Here is a 19,840-nt window from a genome sequence, read left to right on the forward strand (position 1 = left end):
TTCCTATGTTAATATTGATGGATATGGAATGGATAAGATAAATCATGCTTATGCATATGGTGGTGCTGAGTTAGCTGTTAGAACTTTAAATGAAAATTTCGATTTGAATATAAAAGAAGTTATAGCAGTTAATTTTAATTCTCTTATAAATATTATTGATAAAATAGGTGGAATTAATATTGATATAACAGAAGAGGAGGTTTCATATATACCAGGAATGACTTCTTCTGGTGAACAGCTTCTAAATGGTAATCAAGTTTTAGCTTATTCTAGGATTAGATATGCATCAGGTGGAGACTCTAAAAGAGCAGAAAGACAAAGGACTGTTATAAATGCTATTTTTAATAAGCTAAAAAATATACCTTTTACTAAGTATCCTGAATTAGTTAATGAGTTTTTGCCCTTTGTTCAAACTAATATGTCAACAAGCGATTTATTAAAGATAGGCACTAAATTTACTGAATTTTCAATAAATAAATTAGAGCAGAACAGATTTCCAAGGGATAATGAAGGCGAGGGAAAAATAATAGATGGAGTATATTATTTAACCTTTGATTTAGATAGTGTAAAAGAGAGTATTAATGAGTACATATTTAATGATAAATAAATTTTAAAAGGTTTAAGTTATGAACAAAAAATAATTTTACGATAAAATTAAAACCATTGACAATCGAAAAATAATGAAATTTATAAAAATTTTAATTAGTAGTTTTTTATAGGGGAAGTAGTGTGGCTAGTAGCATGTACTTATATATTTTAATTAAACCACCAGATAAACTGTTACTATATATAATATATTAATTTATTACGTATTTGTTAAATAAATATAATAATGGTTAAATATTCTTTACATGATTTTACATAGTTGTGATATATGAGAAAAATTATCTATGATAGAATCCCTATTAGATGGCTTATGAAAATTACATAATGCTACATTAAGGGAGGATATTATGGCTAAAAGAAAGTTATATAGAAGCAAATTATTTATTTTAGGACTAACGGCTTTAATTTGTACAACACCACTGGAGACTATGGCGGTAAGCTCAAGAACGTTATTGGCAGCAAGTAATACTGAAAATAATGTTAAGCTAAATAAGGTGCAAAATCCAGAATTACTTATTACTGAGATATTACCAGATTCTAAAAATGTTAATGGAGCAGATGCTTATGAGTTTATTGAGGTTTATAATAACTCAAACAGAGAAGTGAGCTTAAAGGATTATAAATTATATTACAATTATCCAGACAAGGGTGATGCTAGTGATGTATTATGGGTGGATATTAATGATGATGTTAAAGTTAAAAGTGGAGCGACAGTTGTTTTTTGGATTAATAATTGAAGCAACAATGATTTAACAGCTGATGATTTTAATAAGAATTTTAAAACTAATCTAAAGTTAAATGAGAATTTATTTGAATTATACAATGGTGGTATGGCTAACAGTGGGGCAAGAGCTTTAAGACTTACTACTAGTATTTATGAACAGAAGTAGCTACAAGAACTATCACTGTTAAGAAAGTAGGGGGATCTACTCCAGGAGAAGATAATAATAATGGGAATAATGGTGGCAATAACAACGGAAATAATAACGGCAACAATGGCGGAAATAATAGTGGAAGCAACAACGGTGGAACAAGTCCTGGAGATGGAAGTAATGATGGGACAGACTCTAGTAACGGAAACAACGGTGGAAATGAGGGCAGTAACAATGGCGGGACAAGCTCTGGAAATAATAGTGGAAATAACGGAGATACAGGTTCAGGATCTGGAAGTGGAAGCAACAATGGGATAAATTCTGGTAACGGAAACAACGGAGGAGCAAACTCTGGATATAACTCAGATTCAAATTCTGGATCAGATTATGGCTCTAATTCAGGTAATAGCCTAGATGATTTCAATAAAGATGACTTACCTAAAACAGGCAGTGAATCAGTTATATATCTTGCTTTAGGAGCATTAGCATTAATTGGAGCTGGATTAATACTAGCTAAGAAAAAAGTATTAAGTTATAAAAAATAAATAAAGATAAAATAATGCCTCAGGGTATCAGAATGTTTGGAAATCTCAAAGTCTGATGCCTTGAGGCATATATTTTATTTGTAAATAAAGTATAGTTCAACATTGACAGTAAATAACAGTAAACGTATAATGATAATAGGTTAACGTGTTAAGTTGTCGTAATAACAGTAGCTGAATATTTATATAGTTTTAATGACATTTAACCAAATGGGTATTAAGTTGATATGAAGTAATTATTAATTTTAGTTTAAATGAAAACATATGCATAAATATATTTTTATCATTATGAAGATAAGTTTTTATAAAATATAAGCAGAGGAGAGAGGTATATGAACAAGAAAGAAGTAAAGAAGTTAATGAGTGGACAATTAATTGCAGTAATTAGGGGGAATGATATTGAAGAAGCACAGCTTATATGTAAAACTCTTGTAGAATCAGGAATTACATCTTTAGAAGTCACATTTAGTCTTCCAAATGCAGAAAAATTAATTTGTGATTTAAAGAAAACGTTTCCTGATGCGCTTGTTGGAGCTGGAACTGTATTGTCTAAAGAACAAGCAAAGCTTGCAGTAGATAATGGAGCAGATTTTATAGTATCACCTTGTATAGTAGAAGAGGTAGGAAGTTTTTGTAGAGAAAAAGATGTATTTTGTTCAATGGGAGCTGCAACACCAACAGAAGTTTATAACTCATATTTATCTGGTAGCGATGTAGTTAAGTTATTTCCAGGGGATTGTATTTCAATGAAGATGATTAAGGGAATTAAGGCTCCAATGCCATTTATAGAAATGATGCCAACTGGTGGAGTAGATGATAGGAATGTTAAAGAATGGTTTGAAAATGGAGCGTATGCTGCAGGATTTGGTGGATATTTAACTAAAGGAATAAATGCATCTAATCTTGATTTATTAAAGGAACGTTGTGAAAAATTAATACAAGCTGTTAAATAAAAGTTTTAGAGAATAAATAGTTATTTTATGTTATTAAGGATATTAGGGAGAAAATTATAAGATGAGTAAAGTATTATTATTTGGAGAACCAATGGCTCTTTTTATAGCTAGAGAAGAAGGGGAATTAGAGAATGTAAATTTATTTGAAAAATCAGTAGCTGGTGCAGAACTTAATGTTTGTACAGGACTTGTAAGATTAGGGCATACAGTATCATATATAACAAGAATAGGAGATGACCCCTTAGGTATATATATTAAAAATTTTATTAATAAAGAGAACATAGGTACAGAATTTATTAGCTTTGATAGTTTAAATAAAACAGGACTAATGCTAAAAAATATAGTTTCTAATGGAGATCCTGAAACTGCTTATTACAGAAAGGGATCAGCATTCTCACATATTACCCCAGAAGATGTTGATAAAGTTAATTTTGATGGCGTTGAACTTCTTCATGTAACTGGAATACCACCTGCCTTATCAGTAAGTTGTAGGAAAGCAACATATAGTTTAATTAATAGGGCAAAAGAAAGTGGGGTGTATGTAACTTTTGATCCAAACTTAAGACCAGCTTTATGGGAAAATGAAGAAGTTATGATTAAAGTTATAAATGATTTATCAAAAAAATGTGATTTAATATTACCTGGTATTACGGAAGGACTAATATTGACTGGAAGCGATGATGTAGAGAAAATAGCTGATTTCTATCAAAGTCTTGGTATCAAGGAAGTTATTATAAAGAATGGTAGTAAAGGAGCTTATGTAAGAAGTGGTGATAACAGTTTTAACGTACCAGGGTTTAAAGTTGAAAAAGTAGTAGATACTGTAGGAGCTGGGGATGGATTTGCTGTAGGAGTATTAAGTGGGAAATTAGAAGGATTATCAATTAGAGATTGTGCTATAAGGGGAAACGCAATAGGTGCGATTCAAGTGATGAATTCAAGTGATAATGAGGGATTACCTACGCAAGATGAGTTAATGAATTTCATAAAAGAAGTAAGGTAAGTAGATAAAAAAGAGAAATTTCATATATTTATTTTCTTTATTTGTAAAAATTTTCTGAATAGTTATTGACTACGATTTCGTAAAGAGGTATTATAGTCTTAACAGGTTAATGTGTTAACCTGTTAAGAACTTAAAAGGAGTGGTTGAGATGAAAACTAGATATGCACATAGCCCTAAGGATATAGTGCATTATTCAACAGAAGAACTGCGAGGGGAATTTTTACAAGAAAAAATATTTGTGCCTGGTGAAGTATGTTTGACTTATCTACATTATGATCGTCAGATATTTGGAGGGGTGACACCTAAGGACAAGCCTCTAGAAATAGTTCTTTCAAAAGAACTTGGAGTAGATTACTTCTTAGAACGTCGTGAACTTGGGATTATTAATATAGGTGGTCCTGGATCAATTATTATTGATGGAAAAGAAGAAGAAATGAAAAAACAAGATGGATATTATATTGGAAAGGAAACTAAGCAAGTTATATTTAAATCAAATGATTCAAATAACTTAGCGAAATTCTATGTAGTTTCAACACCAGCACATCATAAATATCCAAATGTGAAAATAAGCATTGATAAAATTATACCAAGAGTTGTTGGAGAAGGAAAAACATTAAATAAGAGAAAAATATTCCAATATATTCATCCAAATGTATGCGAAAGTTGTCAATTACAAATGGGATATACAGTTCTTGAAGAAGGTAGTGCATGGAATACAATGCCATGTCATACTCATGAAAGACGTATGGAAACATATTTATATTTTGACATGAATGAAGATACTAAGGTATTTCATCTAATGGGTAAACCAGATGAAACTAAACATATTGTTGTTGGAAATGAAGAAGCAGTTATCTCTCCAAGTTGGTCAATACATTCAGGAGTAGGTACAAGTAATTACACATTTATATGGGCAATGTGTGGAGAAAACATTACGTATGATGATATGGATATGGTTTCTATGGATGAATTAAAATAAGGGGTGGTGAAATTAGTGAATTTATTTAGTATGGATAGCTTTTCATTAGATGGAAAGATAGCATTAGTAACAGGTGCATCTTATGGAATAGGGTATGCAATTGCATCTGGATTGGCAAAGGCAGGAGCCAAAATAGTTTTTAATGATATTAATCAAGAATTAGTTGATAAAGGTTTAGCTGAATATAAGAAAAATGGCATAGATGCAAAAGGCTATGTATGTGATGTTACTGATGAAGATGCTGTACAAGCTTTAGTTAAAAGAATAGAAGATGAAGTTGGAGTTGTTGATATATTAGTTAACAATGCAGGAATAATAAAACGTATTCCAATGATTGAGATGACAGCAGCTGATTTTAGAAAAGTTATAGATGTAGACTTAAATGCACCATTTATTGTTTCTAAAGCAGTAATACCATCTATGATAAAAAAAGGACATGGAAAAATAATTAATATATGTTCTATGATGAGTGAGTTAGGTCGTGAAACTGTTAGTGCATATGCATCAGCAAAGGGTGGATTAAAAATGCTAACAAAAAATATATGTGCAGAATATGGTGAAAGCAATATTCAATGTAATGGTATAGGGCCAGGATATATTGAAACACCACAAACAGCATCATTAAGAGTCGAAGGAAATCCGTTTAATGATTTTATTATTTCTAAAACACCAGCAGCTCGTTGGGGAAATACAAATGATTTAATTGGACCTACAGTATTCTTAGCATCAGATGCTTCTAACTTTGTGAATGGTCATATTTTATATGTAGATGGAGGTATATTAGCATCTATAGGAAAACAACCAGAAGCATAATCGATTATAAGTTATGTAAACTTGAATGCCTATATAATATAACTTATAATATGATATTATATTAACATGTTATATTATTAAGGAGATAAGAGTTATGATTGCAAAATATGAAATTATAAAACAAGACATTATTCAGATGATTGAAGAAAAAAAATTTAAACCTGGGGATAAAATTTATTCAGAGGGAGAATTAAAGAAACTTTATAATGTAAGTAGTACAACTGTTGTTAGAGCTCTTCAGGATTTAGTTTTAAGTGGTTACCTTATAAGAAAACAAGGAGAAGGTACGTATGTAAGGAAAAATTTTAAGCATAGACGTGCTTTCTTCGATGAAGGTAGCCCAATAATTGAAGAGATTAAGAGTAAGTATTCAGAGGATAAAATCATAGAAAGTAAAAAGATATTATTTGTCAGAGAAATAAAAGATAAAGAAATTGCGACAAAATTAAATGTTAAATCTGATGAGATTTTGGTTCATTTTTGTCGTGTAGGTTACATTAATGATACTCCATGGAAATTTCAAAATAGCTATATTCCTAAGAAGTATTTAAAGGATTTTAACTATAGTAGTCTAGCAGAAAGTGATAGACTTTCTGATGAATTAAACAAAGCTTTAGGAATAAACTTGATGACTTTACCAATGAAGCAAAAAATAGAAGTTGAGTTTCCGATTTTGGAAAATGATGTGTATGAAGCTTTATCTATAGATAAAAATACACCAGTTTATAAGACGGAAAGAATTACTTATTATCCTGCACAAATACCATTTGAATTTGTACGAAGCCATTTACATTATAAATTTTATTCTATAGAAATTCAAACTGAAGATAATGTCTAATTAAAAAATAGACATTAAGGAGTTTTTAAAATATGAAAAAAATTGAAAAAGAACCATTACTTCGTAGTGAACGGTATTTTAATTGTGGTTTTTTATCAAAGGAAACCGTTAAGGAAGCATTAGATACATGTATAAAAAAGATAGATAGAAATATTGAAGTCTTTGGAGAAAACTTTCCTTGCCCAGCCACTAAGAATAACACCTATGATTCTATGAATAATACAGAATGGACTAGTGGGTTTTGGACTGGAATCTTATGGTTGGCATATGAATATTCAAATGATAAAAAATATAGAGATTTAGCAGAAAAGCATGTTGAATCATTTTATAATAGAATTTTAAATAATATTGAAGTTGAACACCATGATTTAGGATTTCTTTATATACCTTCATGCGTTAGTGCTTATAAATTGACCGGTAATAAAATGGCATATGATGCAGCAATTATGGCTGCAGATGCCTTAGTTAAACGTTATCAAAATGTTGGAGGATTTATACAGGCATGGGGTGAACTGGGGGTTCGTGATAATTATAGATTAATTGTGGATTGCCTTTTAAATATACCACTATTATATTGGGCAACAGATGTAACTGGAGATGAAAAGTATAGAGAGATTGCTAAAAAACATTTTAAAACAACAATTGACAATGCAATCAGAGATAATGCATCAGCATTTCATACATTTTATTTTGATCCAGAAACAGGAGAACCGGTTGGAGGTAAGACGAGACAAGGATATTCTGATGATTCAAGCTGGGCAAGAGGACAGGCTTGGTTAATATATGGAATAGCATTAAACTATTTCTATGATATGAATACAGAAAATATAAATATTTTTGAAGCGGTAGCAAATTATTTTATAAATAGATTACCAGAAGATTTTGTATGTTATTGGGACTTGATTTTTAATGATGGTTCTGGACAATCAAGAGATTCATCTTCAGCAGCTATTGCAGTTTGTGGTTTTAATTTAATGGATAAGTTTTTACCAGAAACTAATGAAATGAAGAATGTTTATAGATATATACAACATTCAATGTTAGGTAGTTTAATAAATAATTACACTGATGATTTAACTGACGGAGCTACAGCACTTATTAATCATGGAGTTTATTCATGGCATTCAGGGAAGGGGGTAGATGAAGGGAATATATGGGGTGACTACTTCTATATGGAGTCTTTAATTAGATTCTACAAGGATTGGGAAATGTATTGGTAAAAATTAAATTATATAAAACGCTAATTAGTGGAGGAATAACTATGGAAAATAAACCAAATATAAAAATGGTTCGTATTGATGAAAGATTAATACATGGACAAGGTCAATTATGGGTTAAAAGTTTAGGCGTTAATTTAGTAATAGTTGCAAATGATAAGGTTTCAACAGATAATATTCAACAAGCTTTAATGAAAGCAACTATCCCCAAAAATATTGGAATGCGTTTCTGGACAATTGATAGAACTAATGAAGTTATTTGGAAAGCAGCTCCAAATCAAGCTATTTTTACAGTTGTAAAATCATGTAAAGATGCATTGAGATTAGTTGAAGGTGGGTTTCCTATAGAAGAATTAAATATAGGTAATATTCATGCTACTACAGGAAAAGAAAAGATTTCTCAATTTATTTATTTAGGAGAAGAGGATAAAGAAGCTTTACGTGTATTAAGAGATAAATATAATATAAAGTTCAATACTAAGACATCACCTGTATCAAACGATGGAATTCAATCAATAGAGGCTTTAAATAAAGCACTATAATTAGGGGGAAGGAAATATGGATATATCAATAACACAAGCACTTTTAATAGGTTTAATTACTGCATTTTGTTATGCAGGGCAATTATTTGGCATTTATACAAATCGTTCAATTGTAATGTCATTTTTAGTTGGAATTGTTTTAGGAGATATTCCTACAGCGTTAACTTTTGGAGCTTTAGCTGAATTAGCATTTATGGGATTCGGTGTTGGTGCTGGTGGTACAGTTCCTCCAAATCAATTAGGACCTGGAATAGTAGGTACAATTATGGCTATTACTTTAAAGAGTCAAGGCGTTACTCCTGAATCAGCTTTATCATTATCATTCCCATTTGCTGTATTATTCCAATTGGTTACAACTGCAATATACACTTCATTCTCAGGAACAACAGCAAATGCTAAGAAATTAATAAGTGAAGGAAAGTATGGAAAATATAATTTACTTGCTAATAGTACTTTAATTGCATTTTTAGTAGTTGGATTTATTATTGGTATTGCATCAGCTATAAGCTTACCTGCTTTACAAGCATTTGTAGATATATTGCCACAATGGTTAATTACAGGATTCTCAGTAGCTGGAGGTCTTATTCCTGCAATAGGATTTGCTATGATAATGTCAGTTATGCTTAAGAAAGAATTAATGCCATATGTTTTATTAGGTTATATTTGTGTATCATATTTAGGATTACCAACTATGGCTGTAGCATTAGTTGGGGCAGTATTTGCCTTAATTATGTATAATTTAAATACTAAGCAAGCACAAAGTGTAGTAGCTAGTAATAATTCTATAAATGTTGGAGATGAGGAGGATTTTTCAAATGGAATCTAGAAAACCTGTATTAACAAAAAAAGATTATTTAAAGACAACTCTTAGAAGTTATTATTTGCAAAATGGATTTAACTACAATTCATATCAAGGAACATGTTATTTACTTGTAATTTTACCGGCTCTAAGAAAGATTTATAAGAATGATCCAGAAAAATTAAAAGAAGTTTCAATGGAAAACATTGAATTTTATAATACAAATCCTCATACTCTACCATTTGCAACTAGCATGCATATTGCAATGTGTGATCATGGTGAGGATATAGAAAATTCACGTAGTATAAAAATGGCATTAATGGGACCGTTAGCAGGAATAGGAGATTCAATTGCACAATTTGGTCTAGCTCCTTTATTCTCAACTATTTTTGCTGGATTAGCAATGGATGGCTTAGCTTTTGCTCCAATGGCTTTCTGGATAACTATGATAGTTTCAATGTTATCTATTAAATTAGTATTGGGTTATTTAGGTTATAAACTAGGAACTAGTGTAATAGATACTTTAAGTGAGAAGATTGGTCAAATTTCTAATGCAGCAAATATAGTAGGTGTTACAGTAATTTCTGCATTAGCAGTTACTTTTGTAAAAGCAAAAATAGGGATACAATATGCTACTACCCTTGCTTCAGGTGAAGAGCAAGTAGTTTCTATTCAAACAATTTTAGATAAAATACTTCCAAATATGTTGCCTGCAGTGATTACTATTGCTGTATTTATATTAGTAAAGAAATATAAATGGTCAACATATAAATTATTAGCTTTATTATTTGTATTAGGTATAGGACTTTCATACTTCGGAATCCTAGTATAGGGGGACTTTAAATGTATAAATTAGTGATTGTAGGACACGGTAATTTTCCAAGTGGAATTTTATCATCGATATCTTTATTAGTAGGAAAAAATGAAAATATTATTGGACTTGATTTAGATGAAAAGGATACTCATGAAGGATTTGAAATGAAATTAAAAGGAATATTAGATTATAATGATAAGACTATAGTTCTTGCTGATTTAACAGGTGGAGCACCACATCAAATAGCAGCCCGCTTAATTTTAGAATCAGGAAAAATGAATCAATATATTATTTCAGGAATTAATCTTGCTTTAGTTCTAGATTTAGCAATGAAATGTTGCTTTGGTGAAGTTGAAGAGGAAGATATTCAAGGAATATTATTAGATTCTGTTAATGATAGCAAGGAAACAATGACATTATTATCTTGTAGGATGCTATAAAGATGAATACTGAAAAAATGATTTTTATAGTACTAATTATTATTATATTCTTAGGGTATTTGATTATCTTACCAATGCTTAAATACAAGGGTATTAGAAAAAATAATGAAAAGCATTCTAAATTTATTGATGAACTTAATATAGGAGATAAAGTGGTTTTGAGTTCTGGTATTTTAGGAACTTTAAAAGAGAAAGATGACGAAGGTTACTCTATTGAAATAAGTAAAGGTATTATGATGAAAGTTCTACCATCTAGTATTATAGGAAGAAGTTGAGGATGTAAATTATGATAACTTTTGATTTAGTTAATAAATATAGTAATGACTTTTTAGATGAAGACTGGAAACGATTAATTGAGGAAAATTGTAAAAAAGAAATAAAAAGAGCAAAGTTCCAAGGTGATTTACTTTGTAAAAATATAATAATTTATAATGATCCTATGGACATGGAAGCAACTTCTATTCCTTATGTTTTTGATGGAGTAGATTGGAATAGAAGTGCTAATTTAGATCCAGAATGGACATTTATGCTAAATCGTAATGGATTTATGGTGGATTTAGCAGTTTCATATAGACTTACAGGAGAGACAAAGTATTTAGAAAAATGGAAGGAATATCTCTTTAGTTTTATAAAGTATAATGGAATTCCTTCAGAGTATAATAAAAATTCTTGGCGTAATATTGATACAGGTATAAGATTGTCAAATTGGATGAGAAGTCTTGTATATTTAGGAAGTGATTTAGAATTAACTGAAGAAGAAATAAAGATATTCGAAGAATCACTTAAAATACATTTAGAATTTTTATATAAGGATTACAGACCAAAGCTATTGTTAAGTAACTGGGGTGTTTTACTTATTACAGGTGTACTTTCAGTATCTATTTTATTCCCTGAGCTCGTAGATGAGAAGGATAGAAAATGGGCATGGGATCTGTTAGAAGATCAGCTTAATATTCAATTTTATCAAGACGGTATACAATGGGAGCAAAGTCCTATGTATCATCATGAAGTTGTATTAAGTACTGCATATGTTATGATGCATGCTGAATATACAAATCACGATGTACCAATGAATATTAGAGAAAAGTTAAAGCCTTTAGTTGCTGCATCACAATTTTATATAAAACATAATGAAAAGCTGCTTTCTTTACATGATAGCGATAATGTTGACTTTTCATATGTCTACAGTATATATAGATGCCTTGGATTAGCACCTGAAGCTCCTTCTAAAAATGAAAAAGGAATTTTATTTGTTGGAAGTAGGTATAAGGATGAGTATAAAGATTCTACAAGTACTTCAGTTAACGGATGTTTTAAAGAAATAGATAGTGGATTCTTAGCCTATAAGGATAATAATCATTTAATTACACTATTTAATGGTAGACATGGAAGCGCTCATGGACATGCATCTCTTGGAAGTGTGACTATTACTTTAAATAAGGCTGATATAATAGGTGATCCAGGAAGGTTTACTTATAGAGATGATTCTCAATTAAGAACAGGTTTAAAGAAACAATGGATGCATAATACGGTTGATGTTGATGATAAAGAAGACTTCAAGATTAGCGGAGATTCTTCATATGATGAAGTCCAAGATCCAATAGGAAGTAGCTATAATCAAAAAGGAAATTATATAGCATTAGAGGGAATATGGTCTGGAAAGTCTGATATTACAGAAAAAGAAAAGACTGAAAATTCAAACAAAAGTTTATACACAATCAGAAGAACTGTTTTTTTAGAAAATAAAATAAATATTGTATTAGTATTTACAGAAATTGATTATCCTGGTGAACATAAATGGCGTTCAATTTATAATATTGAACCAACAGCGAGTTGTATTTATGAGGGAGAAAAAGCAGTTGTTAAATATGAAAACATGAGTTTTGTGGTAGATGTTTTAGAAGGAGATTCTTTTGTGAAAACAAAGAGCATTTTTTCTAATAAATATAATCATCTATGTAATAATGATAAATTAGTATCAGCTTCTTCATTTATAGATAGAGGCGTTAAGGTGGAAGCATTTTACGAAAAGGATACTATTAGCATTAAATCTCTATATGTTCATCAAAATGGTAAATCTGAACAAGCTGAAAAAGATAAGATGATTGGATTTGAAGTAAAGAGCTTAAAGGATGATGAAGAATTCTCAATATTTTATTGTGGATTTGATACTTTTAAAGGGGATAAAATCTATTATAGTGAAAAAGGAGAAGGAATCTTCGGAAAGTTAACTGTTTTTGATAAGTATAATAAAAGAATTAAGCTTTTATAAAAGTAGCTTTAATAGTATAAAAAGGAGTATAGTGAAATGTTAAAGATTCAATTGATTTCAGGAAAAGGTGAAATTATTAAAGAGTCCTTTAGTGAAGAACGTGTATATTTAGGGTATAAAGGAACTTTAGATGATGGATCATCAGTAAAAATTACAAACTCTAATCCAGGGGAATATCTGTGGGTTAAGATAAATAAGTGCATTGATAAATCATTAGTTTATTTTAAAAATACTGAAATGAATTATGAATTTCCTTTTGCTGAAGAAGCTAAGAGAGCTTATCCAATTGGAGCATTTGAAGGAGATAGACATTATTTTTCTGTAGAAAAACCAACTAAAGAGGAGCTAATGCAATATAGAAACGTAGCATTAAATCCTTCAGATCAGAAAAATACAATTGATGTTTATCCTCATGCTGTTGCAAATGTTGAAACTAGAAATGAATCAGTATTCTTTGCAAGTAATGCAATAGATGGTGTTTGTGTAACAGATGGACATGGAAGATGGCCATATCAATCTTGGGGAATAAATAAGCAAAAGGATGCAGAGATAATTGTTGAATTTGGAAAAGAAGTTTTAATAGATAAAATATGTTTATTCTTAAGAGCTGATTATCCACATGATAGTTATTGGACAAGTGTTAAATTAACATTATCAAATGGAGAAGAAATGATATTAAAAACAACTAATAGTCCAGAATGTCAATATTTTGATATTCCTAAATCTAAGGTTGAATGGATAAAGTTATCAAAATTAATAAAAAATGAAGATGAATCAGAATTCCCTGCTCTAACGCAAGTGGAAGCATGGGGATGGTTGGACATCTTTTAAATAATAATATAAAAAAGTATATTGCTGTTTATATTCTCTTGATTTTTAGCAAATAAGTTCTACAACATAAGCTTTCAATACTATTTAAAAAGTCTTTCACTCCAAGGACTATTTGCTAGAAATCAGATGCCTTCTCTCCTGTAATTTATGAAGGATATATGATTGAGAGCGTTAAAGGTAGGGCTATTTCTAGAATATCTACAGGATATGGAGATGTAGTTGGCATTATAGATTGTATGACTCAGGTAAGTGAAGCAATGGACAAAGAGGATACTGATATCTTAAAATCTCATATTGAGATCAAAATGAAAAAAATTTAATAACAAGAGCCAAAGAGGGGGACAAATATGCATTTGAGATATTGATAAATAATAAATTATCAATTCTAAATGATTAAGTATTAAAGCTCACCCGTAATAAACAATTGAAGGAAGATATGGTATTCAATCAGCAGATAATTTAGAAGAGGCAGTAGTTAATAAAAGGATTACTTTAAAATTGAACACATAAAGTTAAACGATTGCTCTTGATTTGATTTTCAAATATTTCACAGAAAGAATTATAGATTTGATAGTGTAAAGTGAGATATGGAAATAAATAAATAAAAGTTATTAAGGTGGTTAAAGTATGAAAAAGACGTATTTAAAATTAAAAAAAGTAAGTCTTAAGAAATGTGCTTCGATGATGTTATTTATATTCATTTTTACTCAGGTTTTTTCATTTGCCAATATAAGGGTAAAAGCAGAAACAATAGCGAACATTACGTCATCCGAATTAAGTGTAACAGTAGATGAGGAATTCCCAAGAATTATTCAATATCAATGGCTAGCAAATGGAGCGGTGATGTATGGACAGGAAGATGCACTAACAACTGTAAAGATTAACGGAACAGAGTATACCCCAACTGTGACTAGTACTAAAACAGACGATACTATTACCTATAATTTAGAGATTTCAAGTATCGGTGTAAAAATGGCTATGTATTTCAAGGTTGTTGAAAATACTGTGGAATTCAAGGTAACTGATATTGAAGAAACAGGTTCTACAAAAGTTATGACCTTTGAAATACCGAATCAGAGTTTGATATCTATTCGTGACACTCAGCCAGGAGCTAAAGAGACAGGAGTTGACGTAAAAGGCTCTGTAAATTACACAGACACTTCTAAAGAAGAATATAATGTATTAGAAACTAAGGAAGTTGATAAAAGTCCAGTGGCAAAAACTTATCTTTTCCTAAATACGGATCAACTTGCAGCCACTATATATAATAATGTATACAACCCTACGCCAGTTGCATCAAATACAGTTGGTAAGATTTTGAGCGACAAGTGGGAAACTAGGTACTATTACCAGACAGAGAACAAAAATGGATATAAGAAGATGGGTGCATGGAATGTACCATGGACATACAGAGAAGTGGAATCAGAGATTATTGAACTTCCATCTTGTAAGATAGCTATTACAGCAGATGCAAATAATGACAGCACTGTAGACTGGCAGGATGGTGCTATTGCATACAGAAATATTATGGATGTTCCAATGGGCTCAGAATGGGTTAAAAACAGCTTTGCACATATAGCTTATACCCGTGGAAGTCTTGCTCAATGGCCGTTCTTAAGAACATTAGATATGGTAAAGAAGATAAATCTTTTAACTGATGGCTTCGGGCAATTACTTGAATATAAGGGCCATCAAGCAGAAGGCCATGATTCGTCCCACCCAGACTACGGAAATAACTTCAATACAAAAGCAGGTGGACTAGACGAGTTTAATTTCTTTGCTAAAGAAGCAGCAGAATATAATACAAAGGTAGGGGTACATATCAATGCTACCGAGGCTTATCCAGAAGCTAAGTATTATAGTGATAAAATTCTAAGACAACCACTTGTGCCAGGTTGGAACTCACTTGATCAGTCATATTTAATGGATCAGTACTATGATGCTACTAACTTTAATAGTGATGGATTAGCAGGTAGAATTGCTGAACTTAAAGAGAATGCTCCGGACTTAAAGTGGGTTTACGTGGATGTATATCATTTCCAAGGATACCCTGAGTGGAAGCTTGGAACAGAACTTAACAAAAATGGATTAGCTGTAGCTACAGAGTTCCAAGGTGCACTTGAAAATTTTGCAATATGGAACCATGTTCCACAGATGAAGAGCAAAGTCGTTAGGTTTATTAAAAATGGTGTTGCTGATTCTTATGGATTCAACCATATGCTTTTAAATTCAAGACATGCGGGCTCAATGGGTTACGGTAATGATGGAGTTGATGACCAAACCTATTATACAAGCCTAACGGATCAAATAGAAACATTTTATACTAACAATTTAATTAATAAGTATATGCAGAATTTTGATATTATGAATTGGACTGATGACAGAATTGATTTCACAAACAATGTATATGTAGAAGAAGTTACAGATGAAGAAAACCCAGTGGTTGAATTATACAAGGACAACAAGAAACTTGCTGTATATCAGAATAATTATAATCCTTCAAATCAAAAAGTAAGTAATGTTAGTACTAAGTTATTCATACCGTGGGATCCTAAAACTGAGGAGAAGATATACCATTACAACACTGAAGGTGGAACAACTACTTGGGAGATTCCAAACAGTTGGTCTGGAATGAACTCAGTAAAACTATATCAGGTATCTGATACAGGTAAAACATTTGTTAAGGATCTTACTGTAACAGACGGACAGGTAACAATTGATGCCGAAGCAAATATTCCATATATTGTTTCTAAAGGCGAACAAACTAATCCTGAAATAGTTTGGGGAGATGGGGGATTAGTGAAGGAGCCTGGTTTTGATAGTCACAGTTTTACAAACTGGACACCTTCATCAACTATTGAAAGTACAAGCCATATTAATATAGAAAACAGCTCAGTAGGTGAAACTTATGTAAATATAAGCGGAAACAGCGGAGCAGATGCAACTTTGAGTCAGACTATAACAGGATTAACACCAGGTAAAACTTATCAATTATCTGCTTGGATGGAGGTAAATGGTAGAACTGGTACAATAGGTGTTAATAACTATGGTGGACCAGAAGTTAAGAACACCATGACAAAATCAGATCTGTTAAATCAGTACTATAACACGTTGAGATACCAAAAAAATAATATGCAGAGAATAAAGTTGGAATTTACAGTACCAACAGACGGTACTAGTGCGAATATTTACTTTACTGCCAATGCAGGAACACCTGAATCATACATGTATCTTGATGATGTACGTATTATGGAAATGAATACTACACCATTTGGCGATCATTATTTCCTTGAGGATTTTGAGAGCAATGACGAAGGTTTAGGACCTTTTGTACAGTTAAAATTAATTAATAGAATTCATAGGTCAGAAACGAATACCGATTATACTACTGACACTATTAATGGAAAATACTCATTGAAGATGAGAGAGACTGGTTCCGGTGAAATAGGTGAATATATGAGAACAACGCCATACAACTTGAAGTTAGAGGCAAATAAGGTATATAAAATGAGTTTTAATTATATGCTTGATCCAGCAAATAATAATGCATATTCTGTTTCAGTGAAAGGCAATAACGGAGAAACTACTTTGTCTAATGTGAATATTACTTCAACTGTAAGCGCTCCAGAATATTCAACATTTACAAAGACGTTTGCTACTGGTGATTATGATGATACTTATATAGCATTTACAAAGAATGTTGGTGGAATGGTAGACTTTGTAATTGATGACTTTACAATTGATGTTTTAGATACAGCACCTGAACTTCAAGTTCCTACAGGATTAACAGCAATTGCAAATAGTAATTCTCAAATTACTGTAAATTGGAATGAAAGTGACCTTGCAACAGGATATGACATTGAAATTGATGGTAATGTAATTTCAGATATTACTTATCCATATGTTAATTCAGGACTTGATGTAGGTTCTGATCACACATACAGAGTGAGAGCGAAAAATGCTACAGAAACAACTGATTGGAGTGAACCTGTAACTGCAACGACAAAAACTTCAATTATAATAGGTGCAGTAGCAGATTCATATGTACGTGATGGCGGTTCCGCAGGTAGTAATTACGGTACGGCTACTTATGCTGAAGTTAAGAACGATGCTACAGGTTATAAACGTGAATCTTATTTTAAGTTTGATTTCAGTAGTATCACTGAACCAGTGAGTGATGCAAAGATAGTATTAACACCTACAGGAATAAATCCTTCTGCACCTAAGATAAATGTTGAAATGGCAACTACTAATGATTGGAATGAATCAACTATTAATTGGAATAACAAGCCTGCAACAGATGGAAATCTATTAACTCAATGGACACCTAGTATGAGTAATCCATTAGAGGTTGATGTAACAGATTATATAAATGCAAATCTAAATAGCTTAGATAAAAATATTACAATTAAAGTATATGGTTCAGTACCAAAGGGGGGATCATCACAAGTAGATTTCAATACAAAGGAAGCTACTGATCAAAGCGTACGTCCTATACTTGAGTATAATTTAGTTCCTAGTGGTGTAGAAGAAGTTAATATTCAAACTAATGTAGGAGTAGCACCGAAGATGCCTACTACAGTTAATTTATTGTATCCTGATGGAAGTAAGAAAGTAGCTAATGTAACTTGGGAAGCTATAGATCCAAGTAGCTATGCTGAAGCAGGAAGTTTTGAGGTTAATGGAACAGTTGAGGGGAGCACTCTTACTGCAAAGGCAACTATAGAGGTTATAGAGAAAATAGTAGTATCAAAACCAAGAAAACTAAAAGCTAATGAAGTAACCACAGATTCGATAAACTTAACATGGGAAGCGCCAAGTAATACTAATGGATTAGTAGGTTACACAATTTATAAAGATGATAAGGTATTTGAAGAAATAGATGGAAAAACTAGTTATAAAGTAATAGGTTTAAAGGAAAATACTAAGTATAGTTTCAAAGTAGTAAGTAGATATTCAAATGGTGAGGTTTCAAAACCAATATCAAAGAATGTTAAAACTGCTAAAAAATAATATATATTAAGAAAAGAAAATATTAAACATTTAAAAAGTATAGAAATACCCTCTGGTTTTAATCAGAGGGATTTTCATTATTTAGTTTTAATATTATATAATGTAATAACTAAATTAAAATTTTAAAATAACTATTGATTCAATTATTCAAGAATTACTAAATTTAAAATAAATAATTATTGATTAAATTCCTCTAGAATTACTGAAAAGAACTGTTTTCTAAGTTATATCAGCAGTATTCTCATCAATTATTAATTTCTCATTTTTGATTTTTAATTCTTCAACATTTCCTAAGAAAAGAACTCTAAACAATTTAAATCTTCTTATTACATATATTGAAAAAGGTAAGCATAATGAACCTATAATAAGATTACTTACAAAAAAGATTGAGTAATTTTCAATTTTAAGTATTGTACTTATTAAAATCATTGATGCTATTTGAAAAAACCATGAGAAAATATAAATATCTAGGGAGTGTTGTCCAATAATTTTTAATATTCTATTTGATGAATTTATTTTTCTTGCTAAATTATAAACTAGTATTATTCCAAAAAATCCAGATATAAATATTAATAAATTAAGTAAATAAGGATTAATTGAAAAATTGCTAGTATAGATATATGTAGTAATACCAATTATTAAAATAGAAATAATTAAAAAATAACTTTTTTCAAAGAATACCTTTGACTCAGAATATAACTTTCTAAATATAATACCTAATAAAAAGAAAACTAAGAAAAAAGCAACTCTATTAAGAGCTAAAAAACTAATGGAGTTTGGAAAGAATATATTTAACATTATAGCTATTACTAAAGTACACTTAATAGGAATCTTTAAGATAAATGGAGCCAAAATATTAATAAATAGTAAGGTATATAAAAACCATAAGGCACCCATTATTCCATTCTCAGGGTATAAGAAAATTACTTTTATCATATCTATTAGTTCTTTAATTCCTCCAGGTGAATTAGTTATTTCTTTTAAAATAACAATTAAAGCATTAGTTATTATCGAAATTGTTAAAAAGGGTAATCCTAATCGATAAATCTTCTTTCTTATAAAAGGTAAGTATTGTGTTTTTAAATTCATATTTAATAATTTTAATGACAGAAAACCTGATATAAAAAAGAAAACAGGCATATGAAACATATAAATAAATTGTACTATAAATTCATATATATCTGGACGTGGTAAAAATGAAGGTGTAGCAGCATGTCCAATAAAAACTAAAATTATTGCTATTCCTTTCATATAATCTATTTCATTAAAATAGTCTGGGTTTTTAAGCATTAGTATTCCTCCTAAT

Annotated in this window: 19 protein-coding genes and 1 pseudogene; 19 read left to right on the top strand and 1 reads right to left on the bottom strand. The window is 30.5% G+C overall.

The genetic code is table 11. From position 1 onward, the window contains the following. The 19 genes and pseudogenes from E6248_RS03855 to E6248_RS03940 form a co-directional block, all read left to right on the top strand. Nucleotides 1-607, top strand: a 607-nt coding sequence (locus E6248_RS03855) for an LCP family protein (protein WP_316339503.1), incomplete at its 5' end; no start/stop codon positions are given. 346 nt (nucleotides 608-953) lie between these two features. Next, entirely contained in the window at nucleotides 954-1,343 is a 390-nt protein-coding gene (locus tag E6248_RS03860) for a lamin tail domain-containing protein (RefSeq protein ID WP_316339504.1), read from the top strand. 213 nt (nucleotides 1,344-1,556) lie between these two features. Continuing rightward, nucleotides 1,557-1,796 (top strand): hypothetical protein, encoded by a 240-nt coding sequence (locus E6248_RS03865; RefSeq protein WP_316339505.1) that lies wholly within the window; start codon nucleotides 1,557-1,559, stop codon nucleotides 1,794-1,796. After that, nucleotides 1,793-2,023: an LPXTG cell wall anchor domain-containing protein gene (locus tag E6248_RS16385; protein WP_396335124.1), complete on the top strand. Its 231-nt coding sequence runs from the start codon at nucleotides 1,793-1,795 to the stop codon at nucleotides 2,021-2,023. The genes E6248_RS03865 and E6248_RS16385 overlap by 4 nt, the downstream gene beginning before the upstream one ends. Before the next feature lie 329 nt (nucleotides 2,024-2,352). Continuing rightward, entirely contained in the window at nucleotides 2,353-2,973 is a 621-nt protein-coding gene (locus E6248_RS03870; RefSeq protein WP_316339506.1) for a bifunctional 4-hydroxy-2-oxoglutarate aldolase/2-dehydro-3-deoxy-phosphogluconate aldolase, read from the top strand. A 61-nt stretch (nucleotides 2,974-3,034) separates the two neighbouring features. Continuing rightward, complete coding sequence (locus tag E6248_RS03875; RefSeq protein ID WP_316339507.1) at nucleotides 3,035-3,976, top strand: sugar kinase; 942 nt, start codon at nucleotides 3,035-3,037, stop codon at nucleotides 3,974-3,976. Nucleotides 3,977-4,124: 148 nt separating this feature from the next. Next, on the top strand, nucleotides 4,125-4,955 hold the full coding sequence (gene kduI, locus E6248_RS03880; protein ID WP_316339508.1) for a 5-dehydro-4-deoxy-D-glucuronate isomerase: 831 nt from the start codon (nucleotides 4,125-4,127) through the stop codon (nucleotides 4,953-4,955). A 30-nt stretch (nucleotides 4,956-4,985) separates the two neighbouring features. Further along, nucleotides 4,986-5,768, top strand: coding sequence for a gluconate 5-dehydrogenase (locus E6248_RS03885; RefSeq protein WP_316339520.1), 783 nt, complete (start codon nucleotides 4,986-4,988; stop codon nucleotides 5,766-5,768). 94 nt (nucleotides 5,769-5,862) lie between these two features. Then, complete coding sequence (locus E6248_RS03890) at nucleotides 5,863-6,606, top strand: GntR family transcriptional regulator (protein ID WP_316339509.1); 744 nt, start codon at nucleotides 5,863-5,865, stop codon at nucleotides 6,604-6,606. A 32-nt stretch (nucleotides 6,607-6,638) separates the two neighbouring features. Further along, nucleotides 6,639-7,826: a glycoside hydrolase family 88 protein gene (locus tag E6248_RS03895; protein WP_316339510.1), complete on the top strand. Its 1,188-nt coding sequence runs from the start codon at nucleotides 6,639-6,641 to the stop codon at nucleotides 7,824-7,826. Nucleotides 7,827-7,867: 41 nt separating this feature from the next. Continuing rightward, nucleotides 7,868-8,365, top strand: coding sequence for a PTS sugar transporter subunit IIB (locus E6248_RS03900; RefSeq protein ID WP_316339511.1), 498 nt, complete (start codon nucleotides 7,868-7,870; stop codon nucleotides 8,363-8,365). 16 nt (nucleotides 8,366-8,381) lie between these two features. Further along, nucleotides 8,382-9,191, top strand: a complete 810-nt coding sequence (locus E6248_RS03905) for a PTS sugar transporter subunit IIC (protein WP_316339512.1) — start codon at nucleotides 8,382-8,384, stop codon at nucleotides 9,189-9,191. After that, nucleotides 9,181-9,996: a PTS system mannose/fructose/sorbose family transporter subunit IID gene (locus E6248_RS03910; protein WP_316339513.1), complete on the top strand. Its 816-nt coding sequence runs from the start codon at nucleotides 9,181-9,183 to the stop codon at nucleotides 9,994-9,996. Before E6248_RS03905 ends, E6248_RS03910 begins: the two co-directional genes overlap by 11 nt. 11 nt (nucleotides 9,997-10,007) lie before the next feature. Then, the gene (locus E6248_RS03915; RefSeq protein ID WP_316339514.1) at nucleotides 10,008-10,418 is read left to right on the top strand and encodes a PTS sugar transporter; all 411 of its coding nucleotides are present in this window, start codon (nucleotides 10,008-10,010) and stop codon (nucleotides 10,416-10,418) included. A 2-nt stretch (nucleotides 10,419-10,420) separates the two neighbouring features. Beyond that, nucleotides 10,421-10,693, top strand: coding sequence for a preprotein translocase subunit YajC (locus tag E6248_RS03920; RefSeq protein ID WP_316339515.1), 273 nt, complete (start codon nucleotides 10,421-10,423; stop codon nucleotides 10,691-10,693). An 11-nt stretch (nucleotides 10,694-10,704) separates the two neighbouring features. Continuing rightward, nucleotides 10,705-12,690, top strand: coding sequence for a heparinase II/III family protein (locus tag E6248_RS03925; protein ID WP_316339516.1), 1,986 nt, complete (start codon nucleotides 10,705-10,707; stop codon nucleotides 12,688-12,690). A gap of 36 nt (nucleotides 12,691-12,726) precedes the next feature. Continuing rightward, nucleotides 12,727-13,521, top strand: a complete 795-nt coding sequence (locus E6248_RS03930; RefSeq protein ID WP_316339517.1) for a hypothetical protein — start codon at nucleotides 12,727-12,729, stop codon at nucleotides 13,519-13,521. A 137-nt stretch (nucleotides 13,522-13,658) separates the two neighbouring features. Next, nucleotides 13,659-13,841 (top strand): annotated as a pseudogene (locus E6248_RS03935) (hypothetical protein); the annotation flags it as partial. 307 nt (nucleotides 13,842-14,148) lie between these two features. Further along, entirely contained in the window at nucleotides 14,149-18,534 is a 4,386-nt protein-coding gene (locus E6248_RS03940) for an endo-alpha-N-acetylgalactosaminidase family protein (protein ID WP_316339518.1), read from the top strand. Between the two features lie 219 nt (nucleotides 18,535-18,753). Here E6248_RS03940 and E6248_RS03945 read toward each other — a convergent pair whose 3' ends face one another. Then, the gene (locus tag E6248_RS03945) at nucleotides 18,754-19,824 is read right to left on the bottom strand and encodes an acyltransferase (protein ID WP_316339519.1); all 1,071 of its coding nucleotides are present in this window, start codon (nucleotides 19,822-19,824) and stop codon (nucleotides 18,754-18,756) included. Nucleotides 19,825-19,840: the final 16 nt, after the last annotated feature.

Origin of the sequence: Clostridium sp. (genome assembly GCF_032552055.1) — a bacterium.
GTDB lineage: Bacteria > Bacillota > Clostridia > Clostridiales > Clostridiaceae > Clostridium.